The sequence below is a fragment of the Bradyrhizobium sp. USDA 241 genome (genome assembly GCF_049739505.1).
GTDB lineage: Bacteria > Pseudomonadota > Alphaproteobacteria > Rhizobiales > Xanthobacteraceae > Bradyrhizobium > Bradyrhizobium liaoningense.
Genome location: NZ_JBMGPZ010000005.1, coordinates 991,148 through 1,010,724, shown reverse-complemented (window position 1 = coordinate 1,010,724; position 19,577 = coordinate 991,148). Strand labels below are relative to the sequence as shown.

Annotated in this window: 20 protein-coding genes and 3 pseudogenes; 10 read left to right on the top strand and 13 right to left on the bottom strand. The window is 63.5% G+C overall.

The window, feature by feature from the left end:
- Positions 1-14: 14 nt before the first annotated feature.
- Both kdpA and ABIF91_RS26695 read right to left on the bottom strand, forming a co-directional pair.
- On the bottom strand, positions 15-1,718 hold the full coding sequence (gene kdpA, locus ABIF91_RS26700; RefSeq protein WP_028181270.1) for a potassium-transporting ATPase subunit KdpA: 1,704 nt from the start codon (positions 1,716-1,718) through the stop codon (positions 15-17).
- 113 nt (positions 1,719-1,831) lie between these two features.
- Positions 1,832-1,921, bottom strand: a complete 90-nt coding sequence (locus tag ABIF91_RS26695) for a K(+)-transporting ATPase subunit F (RefSeq protein WP_035677463.1) — start codon at positions 1,919-1,921, stop codon at positions 1,832-1,834.
- Positions 1,922-2,516: 595 nt separating this feature from the next.
- Between ABIF91_RS26695 and ABIF91_RS26690 the strand changes: the two genes are divergently transcribed.
- From ABIF91_RS26690 to dapA, 4 genes are all read left to right on the top strand, one after another.
- Positions 2,517-2,996 (top strand): hypothetical protein, encoded by a 480-nt coding sequence (locus ABIF91_RS26690; protein WP_028181269.1) that lies wholly within the window; start codon positions 2,517-2,519, stop codon positions 2,994-2,996.
- 40 nt (positions 2,997-3,036) lie between these two features.
- Positions 3,037-3,333: a hypothetical protein gene (locus ABIF91_RS26685; RefSeq protein WP_424579475.1), complete on the top strand. Its 297-nt coding sequence runs from the start codon at positions 3,037-3,039 to the stop codon at positions 3,331-3,333.
- Positions 3,334-3,437: 104 nt separating this feature from the next.
- Positions 3,438-3,692, top strand: a complete 255-nt coding sequence (locus tag ABIF91_RS26680) for a hypothetical protein (RefSeq protein WP_284279097.1) — start codon at positions 3,438-3,440, stop codon at positions 3,690-3,692.
- Positions 3,693-3,716: 24 nt separating this feature from the next.
- Positions 3,717-4,634 carry a 4-hydroxy-tetrahydrodipicolinate synthase gene (dapA, locus tag ABIF91_RS26675; RefSeq protein WP_028181266.1) on the top strand — a complete coding sequence of 306 codons (918 nt, stop codon included), beginning with the start codon at positions 3,717-3,719 and terminating at the stop codon, positions 4,632-4,634.
- A 114-nt stretch (positions 4,635-4,748) separates the two neighbouring features.
- On the opposite strand, the gene ABIF91_RS26670 is transcribed toward dapA, so the two are convergent.
- Positions 4,749-5,813, bottom strand: coding sequence for an IS630-like element ISRj1 family transposase (locus ABIF91_RS26670; protein ID WP_026192128.1), 1,065 nt, complete (start codon positions 5,811-5,813; stop codon positions 4,749-4,751).
- A 164-nt stretch (positions 5,814-5,977) separates the two neighbouring features.
- The gene (locus ABIF91_RS26665) at positions 5,978-7,708 is read right to left on the bottom strand and encodes a cation:proton antiporter (protein ID WP_028176984.1); all 1,731 of its coding nucleotides are present in this window, start codon (positions 7,706-7,708) and stop codon (positions 5,978-5,980) included.
- A 143-nt stretch (positions 7,709-7,851) separates the two neighbouring features.
- Between ABIF91_RS26665 and ABIF91_RS26660 the strand changes: the two genes are divergently transcribed.
- The 3 genes and pseudogenes from ABIF91_RS26660 (at position 7,852) to ABIF91_RS26650 (ending at position 10,904) form a co-directional block, all read left to right on the top strand.
- Positions 7,852-8,916, top strand: coding sequence for an IS630-like element ISRj1 family transposase (locus tag ABIF91_RS26660; RefSeq protein WP_026192128.1), 1,065 nt, complete (start codon positions 7,852-7,854; stop codon positions 8,914-8,916).
- Between the two features lie 6 nt (positions 8,917-8,922).
- Positions 8,923-9,420 (top strand): annotated as a pseudogene (locus tag ABIF91_RS26655) (DUF3124 domain-containing protein); the annotation flags it as partial.
- A gap of 252 nt (positions 9,421-9,672) precedes the next feature.
- Positions 9,673-10,904: pseudogene (locus ABIF91_RS26650) on the top strand (PLP-dependent aminotransferase family protein).
- Between the two features lie 10 nt (positions 10,905-10,914).
- Here ABIF91_RS26650 and hpaD read toward each other — a convergent pair.
- Together hpaD and ABIF91_RS26640 are read right to left on the bottom strand one after the other, a co-directional pair.
- Complete coding sequence (hpaD, locus tag ABIF91_RS26645) at positions 10,915-11,721, bottom strand: 3,4-dihydroxyphenylacetate 2,3-dioxygenase (protein ID WP_245285414.1); 807 nt, start codon at positions 11,719-11,721, stop codon at positions 10,915-10,917.
- Between the two features lie 66 nt (positions 11,722-11,787).
- Complete coding sequence (locus tag ABIF91_RS26640; RefSeq protein ID WP_028176981.1) at positions 11,788-12,060, bottom strand: helix-turn-helix domain-containing protein; 273 nt, start codon at positions 12,058-12,060, stop codon at positions 11,788-11,790.
- Positions 12,061-12,218: 158 nt separating this feature from the next.
- Between ABIF91_RS26640 and ABIF91_RS26635 the strand changes: the two genes are divergently transcribed.
- Together ABIF91_RS26635 and ABIF91_RS26630 are read left to right on the top strand one after the other, a co-directional pair.
- On the top strand, positions 12,219-12,671 hold the full coding sequence (locus tag ABIF91_RS26635) for a hypothetical protein (RefSeq protein WP_035675868.1): 453 nt from the start codon (positions 12,219-12,221) through the stop codon (positions 12,669-12,671).
- Between the two features lie 173 nt (positions 12,672-12,844).
- Entirely contained in the window at positions 12,845-13,075 is a 231-nt protein-coding gene (locus tag ABIF91_RS26630) for a hypothetical protein (protein WP_028176979.1), read from the top strand.
- Positions 13,076-13,135: 60 nt separating this feature from the next.
- Here ABIF91_RS26630 and ABIF91_RS26625 read toward each other — a convergent pair whose 3' ends face one another.
- The 5 genes from ABIF91_RS26625 to ABIF91_RS26605 form a co-directional block, all read right to left on the bottom strand.
- A complete protein-coding gene (locus tag ABIF91_RS26625) occupies positions 13,136-13,954 on the bottom strand; it encodes an aldo/keto reductase (RefSeq protein WP_028176978.1) in 819 nt (272 codons plus the stop codon).
- A 146-nt stretch (positions 13,955-14,100) separates the two neighbouring features.
- Positions 14,101-15,666, bottom strand: coding sequence for an alkaline phosphatase D family protein (locus ABIF91_RS26620; protein WP_028176977.1), 1,566 nt, complete (start codon positions 15,664-15,666; stop codon positions 14,101-14,103).
- A gap of 118 nt (positions 15,667-15,784) precedes the next feature.
- A complete protein-coding gene (locus ABIF91_RS26615) occupies positions 15,785-16,204 on the bottom strand; it encodes a hypothetical protein (RefSeq protein WP_028176976.1) in 420 nt (139 codons plus the stop codon).
- Between the two features lie 103 nt (positions 16,205-16,307).
- Positions 16,308-17,309 carry an NAD(P)H-dependent flavin oxidoreductase gene (locus tag ABIF91_RS26610; protein WP_284281272.1) on the bottom strand — a complete coding sequence of 334 codons (1,002 nt, stop codon included), beginning with the start codon at positions 17,307-17,309 and terminating at the stop codon, positions 16,308-16,310.
- Positions 17,310-17,371: 62 nt separating this feature from the next.
- On the bottom strand, positions 17,372-18,109 hold the full coding sequence (locus ABIF91_RS26605) for an SDR family oxidoreductase (protein WP_028176974.1): 738 nt from the start codon (positions 18,107-18,109) through the stop codon (positions 17,372-17,374).
- 172 nt (positions 18,110-18,281) lie between these two features.
- Here ABIF91_RS26605 and ABIF91_RS26600 point away from each other — a divergent pair.
- A pseudogene (locus tag ABIF91_RS26600) lies at positions 18,282-18,747 on the top strand (winged helix-turn-helix transcriptional regulator).
- Between the two features lie 132 nt (positions 18,748-18,879).
- Here the strand turns inward: ABIF91_RS26600 and ABIF91_RS26595 are convergent.
- Both ABIF91_RS26595 and ABIF91_RS26590 read right to left on the bottom strand, forming a co-directional pair.
- Complete coding sequence (locus tag ABIF91_RS26595; RefSeq protein ID WP_018321727.1) at positions 18,880-19,038, bottom strand: hypothetical protein; 159 nt, start codon at positions 19,036-19,038, stop codon at positions 18,880-18,882.
- A 21-nt stretch (positions 19,039-19,059) separates the two neighbouring features.
- On the bottom strand, positions 19,060-19,434 hold the full coding sequence (locus tag ABIF91_RS26590) for a PRC-barrel domain-containing protein (protein ID WP_028176972.1): 375 nt from the start codon (positions 19,432-19,434) through the stop codon (positions 19,060-19,062).
- Positions 19,435-19,577: the final 143 nt, after the last annotated feature.

The window sequence follows — 19,577 nt, the reverse complement described above, 5'->3', positions numbered from 1 at the left end:
CCGAAAGAGCTGGATCAGAACAGGTTGCCGGCGTTCATCGCGAGGTGCTCGACGATGGGGCCGAGCGCGAGCGCCGGGAAGAAAGTCAGGCCGCCCATGATCAGGATGACGCCGACGACGAGACCGACGAACAGGCCTCCGGTGGTCGGGAACGTGCCCATCGACGGCGGGATCGATTTCTTCGCCGCGAGCGATCCCGCGATCGCCATCGCCGGCACGATCATGAAGAAGCGGCCGACGAACATCGCGCTGGCGAGCGTGAGATTGTAGAAGAAGGTGTTGCCGGTGAGGCCCGCGAAGGCCGAGCCGTTGTTACCCGTCCCCGAGGTGAAGGCGTACAGCACTTCGGTGAAGCCGTGCGGTCCGGCATTCGCCATGGAGGCGACCGCCGCCGGATAGACCACGCCGACGGCGGTCCAGCCGAGAATCATCAGCGGCAGGACGAGAATGGCGAGCATCGCCATCTTGACCTCGCGCGCCTCGATCTTCTTGCCGACATATTCCGGCGTGCGGCCGACCATCAGGCCCGCGACGAAGATCGCGAGGATGACGAACAGCAGCATGCCGTACATGCCGGCGCCGACGCCGCCGACGATGATCTCGCCGAGCTGCATGTTGATCAGCGGGATCATGCCGCCGAGCGCCGTGAAGCTGTCGTGCATGGCGTTGACGGCACCGCAGGAGGCGGCCGTGGTGATCACGGCGAACAGCGAGGACGCGACGATGCCGAAGCGGACCTCCTTGCCTTCCATGTTGCCGCCGGTCAGGCCCAGCGCATGCATGGTCGAGGTGCCGTTGGCTTCCGCCCAATAGCAGACGCCAACGCCGGCGACGAACAGCACGCCCATCACGGCGAGGATCGCCCAGCCCTGGCGCTGGTTGCCGACCATGCGGCCGAACACGTTGGTCAGCGCCGCGCCGAGCACGAAGATCGACAGCATCTGCACGAAATTCGACAGCGCGGTCGGATTCTCGAAGGGATGCGCGGCGTTGGCATTGAAGAAGCCGCCGCCATTGGTGCCGAGCATCTTGATCGCGACCTGCGAGGCGACCGGGCCGACCGCAATGGTCTGCTTGGCGCCTTCGAGCGTGGTCGCCTCGACATAGGCGCCGAGCGTCTGCGGCATGCCCTGCCAGACCAGGAACAGCGTGTAGACGATGCAGATCGGCAGCAGGACATAGAGCGTGCAGCGGGTCACATCGACCCAGAAATTGCCGACGGTGCGAACCGAGGCGCGGGCAAAGCCGCGGATCAGCGCGACCGCGAGCACGATGCCGGTCGCCGCCGACAGGAAATTCTGGTGCGTGAGGCCGACCATCTGGGTCAGATAGGACAGCGTGCTCTCGCCGCCGTAGTTCTGCCAGTTGGTGTTGGTGATGAAGGAAATCGCGGTGTTGAACGACAGATCTTCGGCGACCGCGGACTGCCCAGCCGGATTGAACGGCAGCATGGCCTGGAGCCGCATCAGGCCGTAGATGATGAGGAAGCCGCCGACATGAAACAACAGCATGGCGACCGTGTAGGTCAGCCAGTGCTGCTCCCGCCTCTCGTCGACACCGGAGATCCAATAGATGCCGGCCTCGATCGGGCGCAGGACGGGCGACAGGAACGTGCGCTCGCCGTTGAACACGCGCGTCATGTACCAGCCGAGCGGCTTGGTCAGCGCGACGACGATCGCACAATAAAGAATGATCTGGAACCAACCGATGACAGTCATGACATCAACCCTTCAGGCTTCGGGTCCGGCGCAATAGCGGCAGGAGCAGCGCAAGCAGGCCCGCGACGAGCGCAGCATCGGCCAGCAGCAATTCGACGAGCAGCAGCACGGCGTCAGAACCGTTCGGGCCGCAGCAGTGCGTAGGTGAGATAGATCAGGAGGCCGAACGAGACGGCGCCGGCGAGCGTATAATCGAAGATCATGGTCCGCTCCGTCACAGCCGTTCGCAGGCGTAGGTGTAGCCGATCGCGAGGGCGAAGAAGCCGAAGCCCAGCGCCAGCATCAGAAGGTCCATCATGACGATACTCCTCGGTTGAGACGTTTTCGGCATAGCCCGTCTCTGGATTCCGGCGGGCCGCTTGCTGCGATCGAACGCGTCGCGGCCGGGAACTTCACCGCGCTGACATGCCACCGCGCACATAGGTTTTCGAGATGAGGCCTATGGCGACGTTATAGGAATCTCATAAAGGCCGGCACGCCATGACCGGCGGCGACGTGACGCCGGCAACGCTTTCCAGGCGGTCGTTCCGGGCCGGCAGCGCAGCGGCGCGGCCCACCATCGCTCTCGCAATCGTGGTTACAGCAAGCCGTGGTCAAGGTCTTTTCAAAAAGCCCTGCTTCTATAAGCCGCCACCTTCGGCGGAGATGACAGTCGAAGATCCGGCGCCTGGACGGAAGACTCCATGCACTTATGAAATCCCTATATCTCTCGCCCGATCCCTATCTCGTTTTCAAATGCCCTCCGGGCCATCTTGGTGAAGCCGGCCGACTGACCGACGCCAACTCCAGGAGGCTGACATGACCGCTGCTCTCCGACGCTACGATCCGCCTTCCCTCAGCCGGCGGCTTCACACTGCACCAGCGGTGACACGGCCGTTGATGCTCGACATCATCGAGCATGCCTGCCGGCGCTTTCCGTCCCTCGAGCAAAGCGAACGCACCGCACGCCTCACGCGCCTGATCGACGCCGAGGCATGGGCGGACGCGGCGCTGCTGCTGATGGAGCTGGAGCTGCCGATCTGGCAGGTCCGCCGCATCGCCTATGACGAGGGCGAGTGGCATTGCGCGCTCTCGCGCGAGCGCGAGCTGCCGGACTGGCTGGATGCCGCGGTCGAGGCGCGCCATGCCGACCTCGCGCTCGCCCTGCTGTCGGCGTTCCTCGATGTGCGGGCGCTGGCGGCGGATGTATCGCGGCCGAGCGTTCCTTCCGTTCGTCCTGCCGTCCGTCCTGTGCCGGATCCGCTCTGCGAGCCGGTGGTCTGCGACAATTTCGGCTAGACTCGCCCGACGGATCGACGCCATGCCGCAAGCTCCGGACATGCCGCGCACGTTGAGCCCGTCGCGCGTGATCGCGCGTTTCGCCGTCCGCCTCGTGCTGCTCATGGGCTTTGCCGCATTCGGCAGCGTCGGCTTCGGCCGGAGCCTTGCCGTCCTGCTCTGGATGTCGATCGTCCTGTGCGCACTCGCCAGCCTCGTCAGGCGGGAGCCGCTGTTCGGGGCTGCGCTCAATCATTGGGACGAAGCCGTCGCGTTCGGCGCGCTGTTCGCGCTGGTATCCACGTCGTCATTGATCCGGCCTGATCGGCACAGTTCCGGCTTTATGACCTTCCTATGAGATCGCGGCTCACCCGCCCTCGAAATCATATTCGCGACTGAGGATATTGAGCACGCCGGCAAGGACCTCGTCCGAAGCCGGCCTCGTTCAGAAGGATCAAACCCGTGAAACTCGTCGAACCTCCCTCGTGCAGCTCGCCCTCGACCATCGTCTTCATCGGCCGCAATCACCGGGGACAATGGGTCGCTCAGGAGCAGAACGGCCTCTATGGCGGCCTGTTCGTCAGCCGCGCCCAGGCGATCAAATATGCGGTGTTCGAGAACGGACAGCATCCCGAAACCATCGTCGAGCTGCCGCGCGAGATCGAGCTCGACATGGGCAGGCGCCCCAACGCCACCGTCGCGCAGCGCGCCGCCTGAGCCAGCGCCAACAGGGGAAAACCAATGCTCATCCCTCCCGCCGCCTGGTTCACCGGATTCATTCCTGACCTGCCGACGCCGTTCGATGCGGCAGATGCGATCGATCTCAAGGCATTTGCCGCTCTGTGCGAGCGACAAGTCGCGGCCGGCGTACCGGCCATCGTGGTCTGCGAGACGGCCGGGGAAGCGCCGACGCTCTCGCCGGCCGAGCAGGAGCTCGTCATTCGCACCGCGGTCGACGTCGCTCGCGGCCGCGTGCGGATCATCGCAGGCGCGGTATCCAACGCAACCAGCCACGCTATCGAGCTTGCGCGGCGCGCGGAGGCGGCCGGCGCCGATGCCGTCATGTCGGTCGTGCCCGCCTACAACAAGCCGATGCAGGAAGGAATGCTCGCGCATTTCCGCACCATCGCCGGTGCGATCGGACTGCCCGTGATCCTGCACGACAATCCCTCCCGCACGCTGCGCCCGCTCGCCGACGAGACGCTTCTGCGTCTGGTCGAGTCCCGCCAGTTCGTCGGCCTGCGCGATGGGAGCGGTAACATCACCCGTCCGATGCGGCTGTCCCGCAACCTGCCGGCAAGTTTTCGCTTTCTCTCCGGCGACGACACCACCGCATTCGGCTTCATCGCGGATGGCGGCGACGGCGCGATCTCGGAAGTCGCCAACATCGCGCCGGATCTTTGTCGCACGATCTTCTCGCATGTCAGGCAAGGCCGGCTGCAATCCGCCCGTTATCTGCACAAGCGCCTGATCCCGCTCATCGCCTGCCTGTCCAGGGAAAGTCCGGCCGCGCTCAAATACGGTCTCAACATCCTTGGCTTGATGTCCGCCGCGACCAGGCTTCCGATCGTGCCGCTGGACGCAGCCGCGCAGAGAGGCGTCGTGCGCGCATTCGCTGCGATCGCCGACGAAGAATTGATCGACAGCGTCGGAGCCTGACGCGCCTATGGCGCGATGAGATCGGGATGAATCGTCACCGCGCTCTAGATTTTTGTTTGAGCATGATCGGAAAACCGCTGCACACCTTTCCGGATCATGCTCTAGTACCCGGAATCAGAGCTGAGTGATACGGCGGCCTTTGAAACGGCGTTGACGGACCTTTTTCTTGGTCCAGACGAAGGGCTCGGCTCTGTCGTTGTATGCGTTGACGTAGGCATCGATGTGTTCCTGAAGCTGCTTGAGGCTCGTGAAGGAGGTGCCGCTGAGCGACTGCCCCTGCAAGATGGAAAACCATACTTCGACCTGATTGAGCCATGACGCACTTGTCGGCGTGAAATGAAATTGCACGTTGGGGTGGGCCTTGAGCCAGTCCTCGTTCTTTTTATGGGTGTTGAGGTTGTCGAGGATGACGTGAAGCTTGCGGTTCGGAAAAGCCGCGGTGACGCTGTTCATGAAATCGAGAAACTCGACGCGGCGCCGGCGTTTTGAATGGGTCGCGATGATCTTTCCGGTGGCGACTTCGAGCGCCGCAAACAATGTTGTGGTGCCATGCCGCTTGTAATCGTGGCTTTGGCCGGTCAAGGCGCGGCCATTGGGCAACTTCAGATAACCCTGCGCTCGCTCCAAAGCCTGGATCGAGGGCTTCTCGTCCACGCACAGCACAATGGCCTTCGCCGGCGGCGCGACATAGAGGCCGACAACATCGGCGGCTTTGGCCGTAAAGTTCGGGTCGTTGCTCTCGCACCAGGACTTGCGAGCCACCAGGTCAATCTTGTGGCTGCGCAGGAACCGCCAGACATATTGGACATCGACATCGCCCAGCGCCTCGGCCAGCAGGGGGCCGGTCCAGCGCGCAAACCCTTGCGGTGGCGGCTTATCCAGCAGCTTCAGAATCCGCTTGTCGGTCGTCTTCGTATAGATCGGCTGCTTGCCAGGCCGCGGCTTGTCTTGCAGCCCTTCAAGGCCATGGTCGGCATAGCGATGCCGCCAAAGGCTGACAATCCGCGGCTGGACCCCAACTTCCTTGGCGATCGACCGGGTGCTGCGCCCATCCGCCGCCAACAGAACTATCCGCGCCCGCTTCAAATCGCGCTGCAACGTCACCGGTGAGCGACAGCACGCCTCAAGCACCTTGCGATCTTTCCTCGAAAGGTGGACTTCTCTTGCTTCGGGTATCATCCCGACCTTGAATCACGACTCACGTTCCAAGAAAAGTGGGTACTAGTGTCCTGAACGCAACCGCATATGCCCCGGGGCAAGCCCGTCCACGCGGTTTCAGGCTTGCACCGAAGATACCAGGGATATAGGCGCGCAGGGCCCGCAAGGAAGGCGGCCGGACGCCGTCAGGGCAGCACCTCGCGCCGCTCGCCGAGCCGCTGATCGAGTTCGGCACGCTTGTCGGCAAGCAGGCCGGCCTGGGCGGCTTCGATCACGGTAAACAACTCATGGGCGTCGCTGAGCCGGGTCACGGTGACGTAGCTGGCGCCGGCCTCGTAGAGCGCCCCGACGTCGGCCAGGAGGTCGGCCGTGGCGACGATCAGCGCGGTCGGATTGAGCGCGCGCACGTGGCGGACCAGCTTCTCGTTGGTGGCGCCCTTCAGCAGCGAATCCGGCACGCTGAGGATGATCATCTCGGACTTGCCGATGCCGGCATGGAGCAGCGTATCGACATTGCTGATGTCGCCGTAGATCACGTGCAGGCCGCGCGAAAGCAGGGTCTGGTACACATTGGGGTTGAAGTCGACCACCGTGATCTGCTCCAGCAGCACCGGCGCCTGCCGCTCGATCTCGGCCAGCAACGCGCTCGCGGCACGGAAAAAGCCGAGTATGACGACGCGGCGGGCTTCGCCATGGCCGCCCTCGTGCCCGTCCTCGGCATGGCCGTTGCCATGGTCGAGGTCGCGCAGGCCGATCCGCTTCAGGGGGCCGATCGCCCAGCGGGTGATCTCGTCGCTGCGGGTCATCACGAAGGTCGAGAGCACCGCCAGCACCACGAAGGCGAAGGAGACGGCATTTGCCGTCTCCGCGGCGATATGGTGGTCGGCGATACCGGTCTGGATCACCACCAGCGAGAACTCGGAGATCTGCGCGAGGTTCAGCGCCGGCAACAGGCTGGCTCGCAGGCCCTGCTTCATCAGGTAGAGCGGGGTGAAGGTGGTGACGAGGCGGCTCACCACGGTGAACGCCGCGATCATCAAGGCAAGTCCGATCACCGAGAGGCCGGGCACGGGGATGGTCATCCCCAGCGCGACGAAGAACAGCGTGATGAAGAAGTCGCGCAGCGTGGTGACCTTGGCGGTCACGTCGAGGGCGTAAGGGAAGGTCGAGAGCGACACGCCGGCAATAAGTGCACCCATCTCGCGCGACAGCGAGAGCCGCTCGGCGGTCTCGGCAACGAGGAAGCACCAGGCCAGCGCGCCGAGCAGGATCAACTCGGGCCGCCGGGCGATCTGGTGGAACAGGCGCGGCAGCACGTAGCGGCTGACCAGAAGCGCGGCCGCAACAAGCACAGCGACGCGGCCGATCGAGAGCAGGATGACGGTGACCTGCAGATTGGCCAGGCTCGGCTGCACTGCCAGGAACAGAATCGCGAAGATGTCCTGGAGCACCAGGACGCCGAGGGTGATGCGGCCCGGCAGCGTATCGAGCTCGCGTTTCTCATAGAGCACCTTGACGATGATGACGGTGCTGGACAGCGCGCAGGCGACGCAGAGATAGACGGCATCGAAATGCCCCCCGCCAAGCGACAGGCCGATGCCGACGAAGAACAGAACTCCGAGCAGACAGCCGCCGAGCAGCTGACTGCCCGCCGCGAACAGGATCACCCGCCCTGCCCGCACGATCTTCTTCAGGTCGATTTCGAGCCCAATCATGAACAGCATGAAAATCAGGCCGAGCTCGGAGATGACGCTGATCGATTCCTGCGAATGGACCCAGCCGGCCCCGAATGGACCTATGCAGAAGCCGGCGATAAGGTAGGCCAGGATCAGCGGTTGCCGGGAGAAATGGGCGAGCAGGCCCAGCATCCAGGCAAACAGGATTGAGAGAGTGATGTCGCGAATGAGTTCGTGCATGCCATATTGGTCCGTTTTGCCGCACCCTAGAGGCGGGTTGCGGTGCGGCAAGCGAGCAATTCGTCACATGCGGAGAGGGCTCGTCGCAGCCATACTGCTAGTACCCACTTTTCTTGGAACGTGAGTCGTGATTCAAGGTCGGGATGATACCCGAAGCAAGAGAAGTCCACCTTTCGAGGAAAGATCGCAAGGTGCTTGAGGCGTGCTGTCGCTCACCGGTGACGTTGCAGCGCGATTTGAAGCGGGCGCGGATAGTTCTGTTGGCGGCGGATGGGCGCAGCACCCGGTCGATCGCCAAGGAAGTTGGGGTCCAGCCGCGGATTGTCAGCCTTTGGCGGCATCGCTATGCCGACCATGGCCTTGAAGGGCTGCAAGACAAGCCGCGGCCTGGCAAGCAGCCGATCTATACGAAGACGACCGACAAGCGGATTCTGAAGCTGCTGGATAAGCCGCCACCGCAAGGGTTTGCGCGCTGGACCGGCCCCCTGCTGGCCGAGGCGCTGGGCGATGTCGATGTCCAATATGTCTGGCGGTTCCTGCGCAGCCACAAGATTGACCTGGTGGCTCGCAAGTCCTGGTGCGAGAGCAACGACCCGAACTTTACGGCCAAAGCCGCCGATGTTGTCGGCCTCTATGTCGCGCCGCCGGCGAAGGCCATTGTGCTGTGCGTGGACGAGAAGCCCTCGATCCAGGCTTTGGAGCGAGCGCAGGGTTATCTGAAGTTGCCCAATGGCCGCGCCTTGACCGGCCAAAGCCACGATTACAAGCGGCATGGCACCACAACATTGTTTGCGGCGCTCGAAGTCGCCACCGGAAAGATCATCGCGACCCATTCAAAACGCCGGCGCCGCGTCGAGTTTCTCGATTTCATGAACAGCGTCACCGCGGCTTTTCCGAACCGCAAGCTTCACGTCATCCTCGACAACCTCAACACCCATAAAAAGAACGAGGACTGGCTCAAGGCCCACCCCAACGTGCAATTTCATTTCACGCCGACAAGTGCGTCATGGCTCAATCAGGTCGAAGTATGGTTTTCCATCTTGCAGGGGCAGTCGCTCAGCGGCACCTCCTTCACGAGCCTCAAGCAGCTTCAGGAACACATCGATGCCTACGTCAACGCATACAACGACAGAGCCGAGCCCTTCGTCTGGACCAAGAAAAAGGTCCGTCAACGCCGTTTCAAAGGCCGCCGTATCACTCAGCTCTGATTCCGGGTACTAGGTCCCCTCGCCTTTGCCGATTCGCTCACAGCGCAATCCAAGGTCAATATCGAACAAAACTTTGCCGATTCGCTCACTGCTCTGCCGAAGGAGGACCTCGCCGTTTCCGGTGGGTTCTACGTGCCCGCATATTCCAGCGTCGCGATGAGCCAGGGCAAGCTGCGCGTCGACTTCTCGGTGACCTTGAGCGTGCACAACGCCTCCGAGACCCAGCCGCTGGTCGTCAAACGCATCGCCTATTTCGACACCGCAGGCAAGCAGGTTGAGAGCTATCTGAAGGCGCCGGTCGCGCTGAAACCGCTCGCCACCATCTCGATCTTCATTCCGACCGATGACGTGCGCGGCGGGACCGGGGCCAACTTCCTGGTCGACTGGGCCGCCACGGGCGAGGTCGCCGAGCCGGTGGTCGAGGCCCTCATGGTTGGCGGCATCGCCAATGCGCATTACGCTTTCATCAGCCAGGGCCGCCCGACCCGGACGGCCGGCAAGTAGGTGAGGCAAACCACAGTGACGCGCCACGCTGCGCAGGTGCTGGCGCGAGCACGGATCGAAAACGCGAAAACAACCCCATGCACAGTAGGCCACATCTGCAAAATCAATGGCTTGTCGAAGACGCGCGATCCGATGCGGATTTTACGAATTCCCTTTGACCCGTCGGGCAAAACACTGGCATGATGTCACGATCGAAATAGCATGGTCGGCGCCAAGGCCGGCCGCCAAAAAAGAACAAAACGAGGAAAGCCCATGACGTCCAGCTTCAGTTTCGCGCCCCTGTTTCCGGCAGGGCTGCCGGCCCCCTCTGCGCGCTGGACGGGGCTTGCCAAGTACAGCTTCGTCGGCGGCAACAATGATTCCGAACAGGTGCCGCTCGACGAGCTGATCGAAGCGACCAACACGGTGCTGCGGCGCGAGGGCCGCTCGCTCGCCACTTACGGTCTGGCACACGGTCCGCAGGGCTACCTCCCATTGCGCGAATTCCTGGTGACGAAACTCAAGCGCGATGCCGGTATCACCTGCACGGTGGACGATCTCTTGATCGTCTCGGGCTCCCTCCAGGCGCTCGATCTCGTCAACGCCACGCTGCTGACGCGCGGCGACACCGTGATCTTCGAGCAGGACAGCTATCAGGGGTCGTTGAACCGCCTGACGCGGCTCGGGGTCAATGTCGTCGGCATTCCCCTCGACAAGGACGGCATGCGCATGGACGTGCTGGCGACGACGCTGGCCGACCTGAAGAGCCGCGGCATCCGCCCGAAATACATCTACACCATCCCGACCGTGCAGAACCCGACCGGCAGCATCATGCCCGAGAGCCGCCGCGCCGAACTGGTGCGGCTCGCGACGGAGTATGGCGTGCCTATCTTCGAAGACGATTGTTACGCCGACCTCGTCTGGTCGGGGCAGCGGCCGCCGGCGATCTACGCCATGAGTCCGAACGGCGGCGTAATCCATATCGGCTCGTTCTCGAAGTCGATCGCGCCGGCGCTGCGCGTCGGCTTCGTCGTGGCGCCCTGGGAGGTGATGTCGCGGATGCTGTCGCTGAAGACCGATGCCGGGTCCGGTGCGCTCGAGCAGATGGTACTCGCCACCTATTGCAAGCCGCATTTCGCAAGCCATGTGCCGGCCCTGACGAAGGCGCTGCGCACCAAGCTCGACACGCTGATGGAAGCGCTCAACGAGCAGTTCGGGACGGCCGCCGAATTCGAGGAGCCCAAGGGCGGCATCTTCCTCTGGGTGAAGCTGCCCGACCAGGTCGATACGCTGAAGCTGTACCAGGCCGCGCTCGCCGCCGGCGTCTCGATCAATCCGGGGCCGGAATGGTCGACCAACAAGGGCCATTCCAGCTCGCGGCTGCGCTGTGCTTTGCGAGCCCCACGCATCAGCAGATCCGCGACGGCATCGCCGTGCTGGCCGAGGTCTGCCGCAAGGAGTTCGGCGTGCCGGCCCGCAGCGCCAATGTGGAGAAGCGGGCCTGAAGCTGCTGCCTCACGCCCCGACGTGAAACTCCACGTTGACCTGGCCGCTCCCGGAGGATGGAAAATAGTCGCAAAGCTGCTCGGCGGTGCCGCAGTAGTCATACCAGCCCAGCGCGGCGAACAGCATGATGGTGTCGGCCATGCCGCCTTCGCCGTTGCACTTGGTGGCATAGTCCGGAAGCATGTCGAGGAATTCGCGATAGCGGCGGCTCTGCCACAGCTCGAGCACGCGCAGGTCGACCTGACGATTGAACTCGCTGGCGACCGACGTCCACGCCTCGGGGCCGAGCTTCTTGTTCGGCCAGAGCCGGTGCGAGAGCGACCCGCTGGCGAGGACTGCGACCCGTTCATCGGATTCATCGATTGCGCGGCGAGTGGCTTCACCGAGGATCCGGCTCTCCTCGAACGAGGTGAACAGGGGCGAGGCGACCGAGACCACCTTCGCAAAACCGTCCGGGTTCATGTAGTGCATCGGCACGATGGTGCCGTATTCGAGCCCGAGGCTGGCCACCTGGTGGGCGGTGACGTTGAGACCCGCGTCTGCCGCCCTGCCCGCGATAGCCTCGGCGAGGCGCGTATCACCCGGCAGATCGTAGCGCAGATCCTGGATCATCTGCGGCGCCTCGTGGCTCGTGAACGAGCCGCGATGCCGCGCATTGGCGTTGACGTGGTAGCCGAAATTGGAGAGCCAGTGGGTATCGAACACCACGAAGCTGGTGACGCCGCGCTCTTTCGCTCGCCGGCGCAGCTCGCGCAAGGAGCTGACCGCCGGCTCTCGCGCGGCACGCAGCGGGCTGCCGGGCTGCTCCGACAACATCAGTGATGGAACATGGGTGACCTTGGCCGCGAGTACGAGCTGCCCCATGGCCGTCACCTCGAAGCGTCAGGCCACCTGTGGCTGACTGCCGTGGATCGCGGAGGCGAGCCTCAGCAACAGGACGATCGAGACGTTGCCCTTGCCAGCCTCGATCTGGGCGATATAGCGCTCGGAGATTCCGGAGCGGCGGGCGAGCTCGCGGCGCGAGAGGTCGCAACGCATGCGCGAGGACCGCAAGCGATCGCCCAGTTCGGTCAGAAACGCCGCCTCCGAGTAAGGCGGTACGGCACAGCTCCCCGGCAGCACTTCGCCCGCAAAATCCACGACTTGATTCAGCATTGGTCTATCCACGTTCGCCTTCGGGAATGCCATCCTACCCTCGAAATGCGCTGCCTCATTGACGCGGATCAAATTCACGAGTGATCGCCGGCCGCCGTGGAACGGCCGCGGGCGCGATGGTACACTTTGGAAGTCTTCGAGGCGGGGTTTTTCAGGACATGATGCGACGTTTGAACCGCTGGATCGCGGCTGTAGTGCTGTGGGTTGCGTTCACCTCCATGGCCGGTGCCGAGACGCTGGCCGCGACCGTCGAGCAATGGGGCCTGCTCGGCTCGTGGGCGGTCGACTGCGCGGCCCGGCCAGACCGCGACAAGGGGGCGCTCCTGACCTACGAGATCAGGAAGGATGGCCGGGTGATGTACCGGCGCAATTTCGGCGAAGCCAAAGACGAGAACGAGGTGGTGTCGGCCACAGTCAATGCCGAGGGCCTGCTCGACGTGATGGTGTTCTTCCCGGCGCTGCATCAGACTCGCGAATTCGGACTCCTACTGCAGAAGGACGGCAGCCTGCGCGCGATCTACAATCGCAGCGAGCGCGGCGAGTACACGATCAAAGACGGCAAGTACGTCGCGACCGGCGCACCAACGCCCGCGCAGCTACGCTGCGATTAGCCGTCATCCCCAAGCATGATCCAATCGGAAACCGCCGCACACTTTGCGCTGACGCGGCTCTTTGAGTCCGGATCATGCTCACCTGAACATCCATTCAGAATTCTCTTCCCGTTGCTCCGGAACGTTCGCGCCGATCTGCGGTTTAGATGTGCATTCGTTTGGAGGAGGACATCATGAAGAAACTTGGTTATGTGGTTGCGGCTCTGGGTGCGCTCGTGATCGCGGCGCCGACGCTGGCAAGCGCAGAGACGGTGGTGATCAAGCGCGGTCATCATCATCACGGTCCGTACGGCGCCCGCGCCGAATATCGCATGCACCATCAGGACCGCGGCTGGCACCGCCACCATCGCGGAGACCGAGTGGTCGTGATCAAGCGCAGCCACCGCCACCATCACTGGGACTAATGCGCAACGCGAATGAAAATGGCCCCTCACGGGGCCATTTCTATTGCCTGAGCACTCGAGCTAATCCCACGCCGGCGCGAAGCCGGGATTGACGCAGCGCCTGTCCTTCGACAGCGCGGCGATTTTCTTGCGGTCGGAATCGTCGAGCGTGATCTTCAGCGCGTCGAGATTGGCCTGTTGGCTCTCGCGGCGCGAGGCCTTCGGGATTGCGGCGACGCCGTCCTGGTCGAGCAGCCATTTCAACGCGACCTGCGCGGCGGTCGCGCCGTGCCTGGCGCCGATCTCGGCCAGCACCGGGTCCGAGGCGATGCGCCCCTGCGCCAGAGGACAATAAGCGACGAGCGGAATCGACTTGGCCTGGAGATAGCCGAGCACCTTCGATTGATCGAGCATGGCATGATATTCGACCTGGTTGCAGGCGATCGGCGCCTTGATGTCCTCGACCGCGACCTTGAGCAGCGCCGTGGTGAAATTGGCAACGCCAATGGCTCGCGTGCGCCCCTCCTCCTTGAGCTTCATCAGGGTCTCGAACACCGCACCCCAGTTCGCAGCCTTCGACGGCCAGTGCACGAGATAGAGATCGACATGGTCGAGCCTGAGCTTCTTCAGGCTGGCATCGAAGGCGCGCCGGATCGCGTCAGGGGCGAGGTTCTCGTGCCAGACTTTTGTGGTGACGTGCAGCTCGTCGCGCGGCACGCGCGACGACGCGACGGCCGAGCCGATCGGCTCCTCATTGGCATACATCTCGGCAGTATCGAGGTGGCGATAGCCGATCGACAGCGCGCTCTCGACTGCGGCGCGGCAGGCATCGCCCTGCATGCGGAAGGTACCGAGGCCGAGCTTGGGCAAGCTGATGCCCTGTGTTTTCAGATGGTCCATGAAACAGGCTCCTGAGAGATCGCAGCCGCCGATGCCCGCGGCAATGCCGCGTGAGCAGACTCTTCGCTGATGGAAACGAGGCGGCGAGAGTAGCGACTATAGCGCGCGAGTCGCCGGCCAGCCAATCATCAAGATCGGGTTCGCAGCTAGGAATGCTGCGCCACCACGGCCGGCCGCCCCTGCGGCTGCGGCACGATATCAACCGACCAGAGGTGACGATTGTCCACATCCTTCAAGGTCACGGTCATCACACCGCTGCGGCCATCGATGTCGACCCTGCCGAAGAACTGCAGTCCGAAACATGGCGCGAGGTTCTCGCCCTGCGCTGCGCTGCAGCCCTGCTGATACATCGCGACCGGGCCAAAGGTGTCGTCGAGCTCGCCAGGCGCCCAGCTGCCGGCATGCAACGGGCCGGAGACGAACTCCCAGAACGGCTCGAAATCCTGGAATTGCGCCTTGTTCGGGTCGTAGTAGTGCGCGGCGGTGTAGTGCATATCGGCGGTGAGCCAGACGATGTTGCGGATGCCGGAGCGCTTGATGGAGGAGAGCAGATCGGCGATCTCGTGCTCGCGCCGATCGGGCGGCCCGTTGCCGAGGGCGACGGCGTCCAGGCTGATCAGGCCGATCGGCAGGTCGGCCGCGATCACCTTCCAGGTTGCGCGCGAGGCGGCGAGCTCCCGCTTGAGCCAGGCGAGCTGCTCGGTTCCGAGGATCCAGCCGCGATGGTCGGCGCCCTTGTTCCAGGTCTCATCGCGAAAGCTGCGCATGTCGATCATGAAGACGTCGAGCAGCGGGCCGTAGGCGATCTTGCGATAGACCCGGCCCTGCCGCGCGCCGATGTCGCGGATCGGCATGAAGTCGAAGAAGGCGCGGCGGGCGCGCGCGACCAGGCGCGGGGTGCCGTCATCGGCGTAACCGGCATCATCATGGCTTCCGATCGGTGACCAGTCGTTGGTGACCTCGTGATCGTCCCATTGCGCGAACATCGGCACCTCAGCGTGGAAGGCACGGAAGTGCTGGTCGAGGTGGTTGTATTTGTAGTTGCCGCGGAACTGCGCCAGGGTATGCGCGACTTCGGACTTTTCTTCGGTCACGACATTGCGCCAGGTCTCGCCGTTCGGCAGTTTCAACTCGGAAGGAATCGGGCAGTCGGCATAGATGTGGTCGCCGGAGTGGATGAAGAAGTCCGGACGGTTGTCGAGCATGGTCCGATAGCTGCGATAGCCGCCGCGCGAGACGTCGATGCCCCAGCCCTGCCCCGCGGTATCGCCGGACCACAGGAACGAAATCGACTGGCCGGCAACCGGCGCGGTGCGGAAATGGCCGAGGCGGCTTTCGCCGGCGAGACCAGTGGCAACGTCGGCGAAGCGCACGCGGTAGAAGACATCCTGGCCCGGTGGCAGATCCGTCAGCAGCAGCTTCGAGGTGAAATCGGCGTCGGGCAGTGCATCGCCGGAAGCCGACGCAATGATCGTTTTGAAGCTCTCGACGGTCGAGCACTCTACCAGCATCCGCGCAGGCCGGTCGGCGCGCGCCCAGATCACGGCCGAGCCGTCCGAGACGTCGCCGGACTGGATTCCGCCCGCGATCTGGGGGCGGTCGGCGGCACGACTGATGGAGGGCTTCGCAAGCGAGGCGATCGCGAGGCTGGAGGCGGAGCGGACGAGGAACTGCCGCCGAGTCCATGCGCGCGGAGCGCGGAGCGTTGCCATTCAGGAAACCTTCGTCGAATCACGACGGAAGGTGCCTGCGCTCCTTGACTCCCAGCTTACGGTTTCTTGACTCCGCGCCTACGGTTTTGCGACGCGGCGATGACGGCCTTGGCCTCGACTAACGCTTCCAGTTGCAGATGCCGCCGGAGCGGCATGGCCAGGTCTGGATGCGGGTATCCATTGCCTGCGCGTCGAGCGGATTGCCGTGGCGGCGCGCAAGCTTCGCACGGGCCGCGCCGCGCGCCTGTGCGCTCCTGGCATGAGCGGCCTTCGGCTCGGCCACACGAACGCGCTCGGCCGCGACCTTCTTCGGCACGTCGACAGGCTCAGCGCGAGCCTGCGCCTCGACGCCCCCGCGCGCTTCGAGTGCGAGCGGCGCGAAGCGCGTCTCCGGCCCGAGACGCTTCGGCGACAGAACGGCCTTGGAGAGATCGAGCCCGAGATATTCGCCGGGCTTGTCGTCGTCAGCGCGCGCAATGCCACCCCCTGCGATCACGAGGGCAAGAGCCATTGCGAAGGGAACGGTTTTCAGGACCACGGACGCCTCCTGAAACTATTAAAGGATAATTTATCCCTATCTAGGAGGCGCCGCGCGCAATTCCAGCGGTCAAATGCCGCCGTGGTTAAGAAGTTTGACGGTGTCAGGCGACCTTTCGCGTCGCTTCCGTCCCGTCCAGGAACCCGATCAGGCGGCTGCGGATGATGGTTTCCGCCTCGCCCATGATGCGATCAATGAGCTCCTTGCAGGATGGGATATCGTGGATCAGGCCTGCGACCATGCCGCAGCTCCAGGCGCCGGCGTCCATCTGGCCGTCCAGCATGATCCTGGGATAGACGCCCGCGACCTGGTCGTGGATGTCGTCGATCGTGAGCTTGTCGCCCTTCGCGCGCTCGATCTCGAGCAGGCGGTCGACATTGGCGTTCTTCAGCACGCGCTCGGTGTTGCGCAAGCTCCGCATGATCAGGCGGGTGTCGAGCTCGGTCGCTGCGACGAGCGCATTCTTCACGTTCTGATGCACCGGCGCTTCCTTGGTGGCGATGAAACGCGTGCCCATGTTCATGCCCGCCGCGCCCAGCGCGAGCGCTGCGACCAGGCTGCGTCCGTCGGCCATGCCGCCTGAGGCGACGAACGGGATCTTCAGCTCTTCCGCCGCGCGCGGCAGCAGGATCATGTTGGGAATGTCGTCCTCGCCGGGATGTCCGCCACACTCGAAACCGTCGACGCTGACGGCATCGCAGCCGATGCGTTCGGCTTTCAGGGAGTGGCGCACCGAGGTGCATTTGTGGATGACCTTGATGCCGGCCGCCTTCAGGGCCGGCATGTAGGCTTCCGGGCTGCGGCCTGCGGTCTCCACCGCCTTGATGCCACCTTCGACAATGGCCGCAATGTATTCCGGGTAGGGCGGCGCCGAGAAGGTCGGCAGGAAGGTGAGGTTCACGCCGAACGGCTTGTCGGTCATGTCGCGGCAGCGCGCGATCTCCTTCGCGAGCAATTCCGGCGTCTTCTGCGTGAGACCGGTGATGATGCCGAGCCCGCCGGCATTGGAGACGGCGGCGGCCAGCTCGGCAAAGCCGACGAAATGCATGCCGCCCTGAATGATGGGGTGCTCGATGCCGAACAGTTCGGTAATCGCGGTCTTCACTTAAGTACCTCCCGGAATTTGCTTGATGTTAAGGTCAGTCTAGCCGGACTATTGCGCCGCGGTCACCATTTCTCTCCGAACGGGCGTATCTCCATCTCGAAGGTCCAGGCGCTCTTCGGCTGCTGGTAGAGCTGCCAATAGGCGTTCGCGACCGACGACGGCGGCATCAGGAGGTCAGGATCGTCCAGTGCATTCGGCCCGAGCGCTTCGAGCCTGCGCTGCCGCACCCATTCGGTGTCGACCCCGGAATCGATGACGAGATGGGCGACGTGGATGTTCTTAGGCCCGAGCTCGCGCGCCATCGCCTGCGCCACCGCGCGCAGGCCGAACTTGGCGCTGGCGAAGGCAGCATAGCCGCTGCCGCCGCGCAAGGAGGCGGTGGCGCCAGTGAAGAAGATGTTGCCGCCGCCGCGCGGCAGCATCAGCCGCGCCGCCTCGCGTCCCGCAAGGAAGCCGGAATAGCAGGCCATCTCCCACACTTTCCGGAACACGCGCTCCGTGGTGTCGAGGATCGGAAAATTGACGTTGGCGCCGACATTGAAGATGCAGACTTCCAACGGCGCGTGCTTGTCGGCGTCGTTGAGGAAGGCGATGACTTCATCCTCCTTCCGCGCATCAAGCGAGCGCGCGTGGATGTCACCGCCGGCAGCTTCGATATCTTGCACCAACGGCGCGAGCTTGTCGCCATTGCGGCGGCCGGCGAAGATCGAGAACCCCTCGGCGGCAAACTTCCTGGCGATTTCGGAGCCGATGAAATCGCCGGCCCCGATGACGGCCGCTGTGGCGTTTCGCTTGGGCAAGGTCGCCTCCTCCGGTGAGCCGCTATAGACATGCGGCGGGCAGTTTACCGAAGACTATAGTTCCGAAATAGAACTGTCAAATTCAGGGGGAGAGTGGTAGCCTTGCTACGAAATTGCGCTGGCTATTCATGTTAGCTCCTTTTTCAGACTGATTGTCGCTGGAGACCGCACCATGAAATGGGACACGCTGGACGAGGAGCCCTGCTCGCTCTCCCGCACCGTCGCCGTTGTCGGCGACCGCTGGACGCGGTCTGATCCTGCGCGAATGCTTCTTGCGGGTGCGCCGGTTCGAGGCATTGCAGTCCTCGCTCCAGATCACGCGTCATCTGCTCTCCGAGCGGCTGAAGAAGCTGGTCCGCTTCGGCATCCTGCGCCGCGTCCCGTATTCCGAGGCACCGAAGCGCTACGAATACATCCTCACTGAGAAGGGGCTCGACCTCTACCCGATCATCATGGCGATGGTGCATTGGGGCAACACCCATATGGGCGACGAGCGCGGCCGACCGCTGCTGCACGAGCACAAGATTTGCGGCAAGCTGTTCGATCCCGTGATCGTATGCTCGGAATGCGGGGAGCCGCTGCACGCCAAGCAGGTGCATGTGCATGCGGGGCCGGGGCGGGACCAGGCGGTGGGGTGAGCTCCGGTGAAATTGCTGGCGCTGCGCCGGCATGGTCTGCGCCAGCGCGCTGTCATTCGTGATTGCACGGCTCAAACGAGCAACGCGGCACCATGGACGCGGGGCTTGCTCAAGATTGCCATGGGCGCACCTTCAGTGCGTCTTCGTCTCGTGCCACTTCTCGAGATCGGGCTTCTCCTCGTCCGATCCCTGCTCCTTCTCGGGATTGCCCTTCCAGGGCTTGTCCGTCTGTCGGTGCGAACCCCAGTCGTTCTGCTGCCGGGGATCGTCATTGGGCCGTTCCTTGCTCATCGAGCTTCCTTTCCTGAAACGTTAAGCGAAGGGGACGCCGTAATAGGAGTTGATACCACGCACGGCGGCGTCATCACTCCAGTTCCAATCGCTTCGTGAGCCATATTTGGGCGCGCCTTCCAGCTCCTTGGTGGTGATGCCGGTGACATAACCGCCAAGCTCGGTGTCGTATTTCAGCGACTGCCAAGGCAACGGATAGTGGTCGTTGCCCAGTCCCAGGAATCCACCAAAGCCGAGGACGGCGTAGGAAACCTGGCCACTGATCTTGTCGATCATCACGCGTTCGATCGAACCGATCCGGTTGCGATCGGCGCCATAGACCAATGTTCCCTCGACCTTGTCGCTGCCGATCAAACGGCCCGTCTCACTGCGATCCAGTTCGTCTTGGTTCAACATCGCAATTCTCCGCTCAGCCACGTGCAAAACCAACCGGATGGGCACGGGATCGTTCCGGTGCATGTTCCGCGAGCGGTCAGGAACATCGCACCAAACGAGCCGTTCTCTGAGTTTCATGCACCTGACAAACCAAGGGCCACACG

Bases quoted from the DNA above. Each gene is read 5' to 3' on its own strand.
- dapA (WP_028181266.1), top strand. From the start codon at position 3,717: ATGCTCATCCCTCCCGCCGCCTGGTTCACCGGATTCATTCCTGACCTG.
- kdpA (WP_028181270.1), bottom strand. From the start codon at position 1,718: ATGACTGTCATCGGTTGGTTCCAGATCATTCTTTATTGTGCGATCGTC.
- ABIF91_RS26695 (WP_035677463.1), bottom strand. From the start codon at position 1,921: ATGATCTTCGATTATACGCTCGCCGGCGCCGTCTCGTTCGGCCTCCTG.
- ABIF91_RS26590 (WP_028176972.1), bottom strand. From the start codon at position 19,434: ATGTTGAACCAAGACGAACTGGATCGCAGTGAGACGGGCCGTTTGATC.
- ABIF91_RS26640 (WP_028176981.1), bottom strand. From the start codon at position 12,060: ATGCTGAATCAAGTCGTGGATTTTGCGGGCGAAGTGCTGCCGGGGAGC.
- ABIF91_RS26660 (WP_026192128.1), top strand. From the start codon at position 7,852: ATGATACCCGAAGCAAGAGAAGTCCACCTTTCGAGGAAAGATCGCAAG.
- hpaD (WP_245285414.1), bottom strand. From the start codon at position 11,721: ATGTTGTCGGAGCAGCCCGGCAGCCCGCTGCGTGCCGCGCGAGAGCCG.
- ABIF91_RS26635 (WP_035675868.1), top strand. From the start codon at position 12,219: ATGATGCGACGTTTGAACCGCTGGATCGCGGCTGTAGTGCTGTGGGTT.
- ABIF91_RS26690 (WP_028181269.1), top strand. From the start codon at position 2,517: ATGACCGCTGCTCTCCGACGCTACGATCCGCCTTCCCTCAGCCGGCGG.
- ABIF91_RS26595 (WP_018321727.1), bottom strand. From the start codon at position 19,038: ATGAGCAAGGAACGGCCCAATGACGATCCCCGGCAGCAGAACGACTGG.
- ABIF91_RS26625 (WP_028176978.1), bottom strand. From the start codon at position 13,954: ATGGACCATCTGAAAACACAGGGCATCAGCTTGCCCAAGCTCGGCCTC.
- ABIF91_RS26665 (WP_028176984.1), bottom strand. From the start codon at position 7,708: ATGCACGAACTCATTCGCGACATCACTCTCTCAATCCTGTTTGCCTGG.
- ABIF91_RS26630 (WP_028176979.1), top strand. From the start codon at position 12,845: ATGAAGAAACTTGGTTATGTGGTTGCGGCTCTGGGTGCGCTCGTGATC.
- ABIF91_RS26685 (WP_424579475.1), top strand. From the start codon at position 3,037: ATGCCGCGCACGTTGAGCCCGTCGCGCGTGATCGCGCGTTTCGCCGTC.
- ABIF91_RS26670 (WP_026192128.1), bottom strand. From the start codon at position 5,813: ATGATACCCGAAGCAAGAGAAGTCCACCTTTCGAGGAAAGATCGCAAG.
- ABIF91_RS26620 (WP_028176977.1), bottom strand. From the start codon at position 15,666: ATGGCAACGCTCCGCGCTCCGCGCGCATGGACTCGGCGGCAGTTCCTC.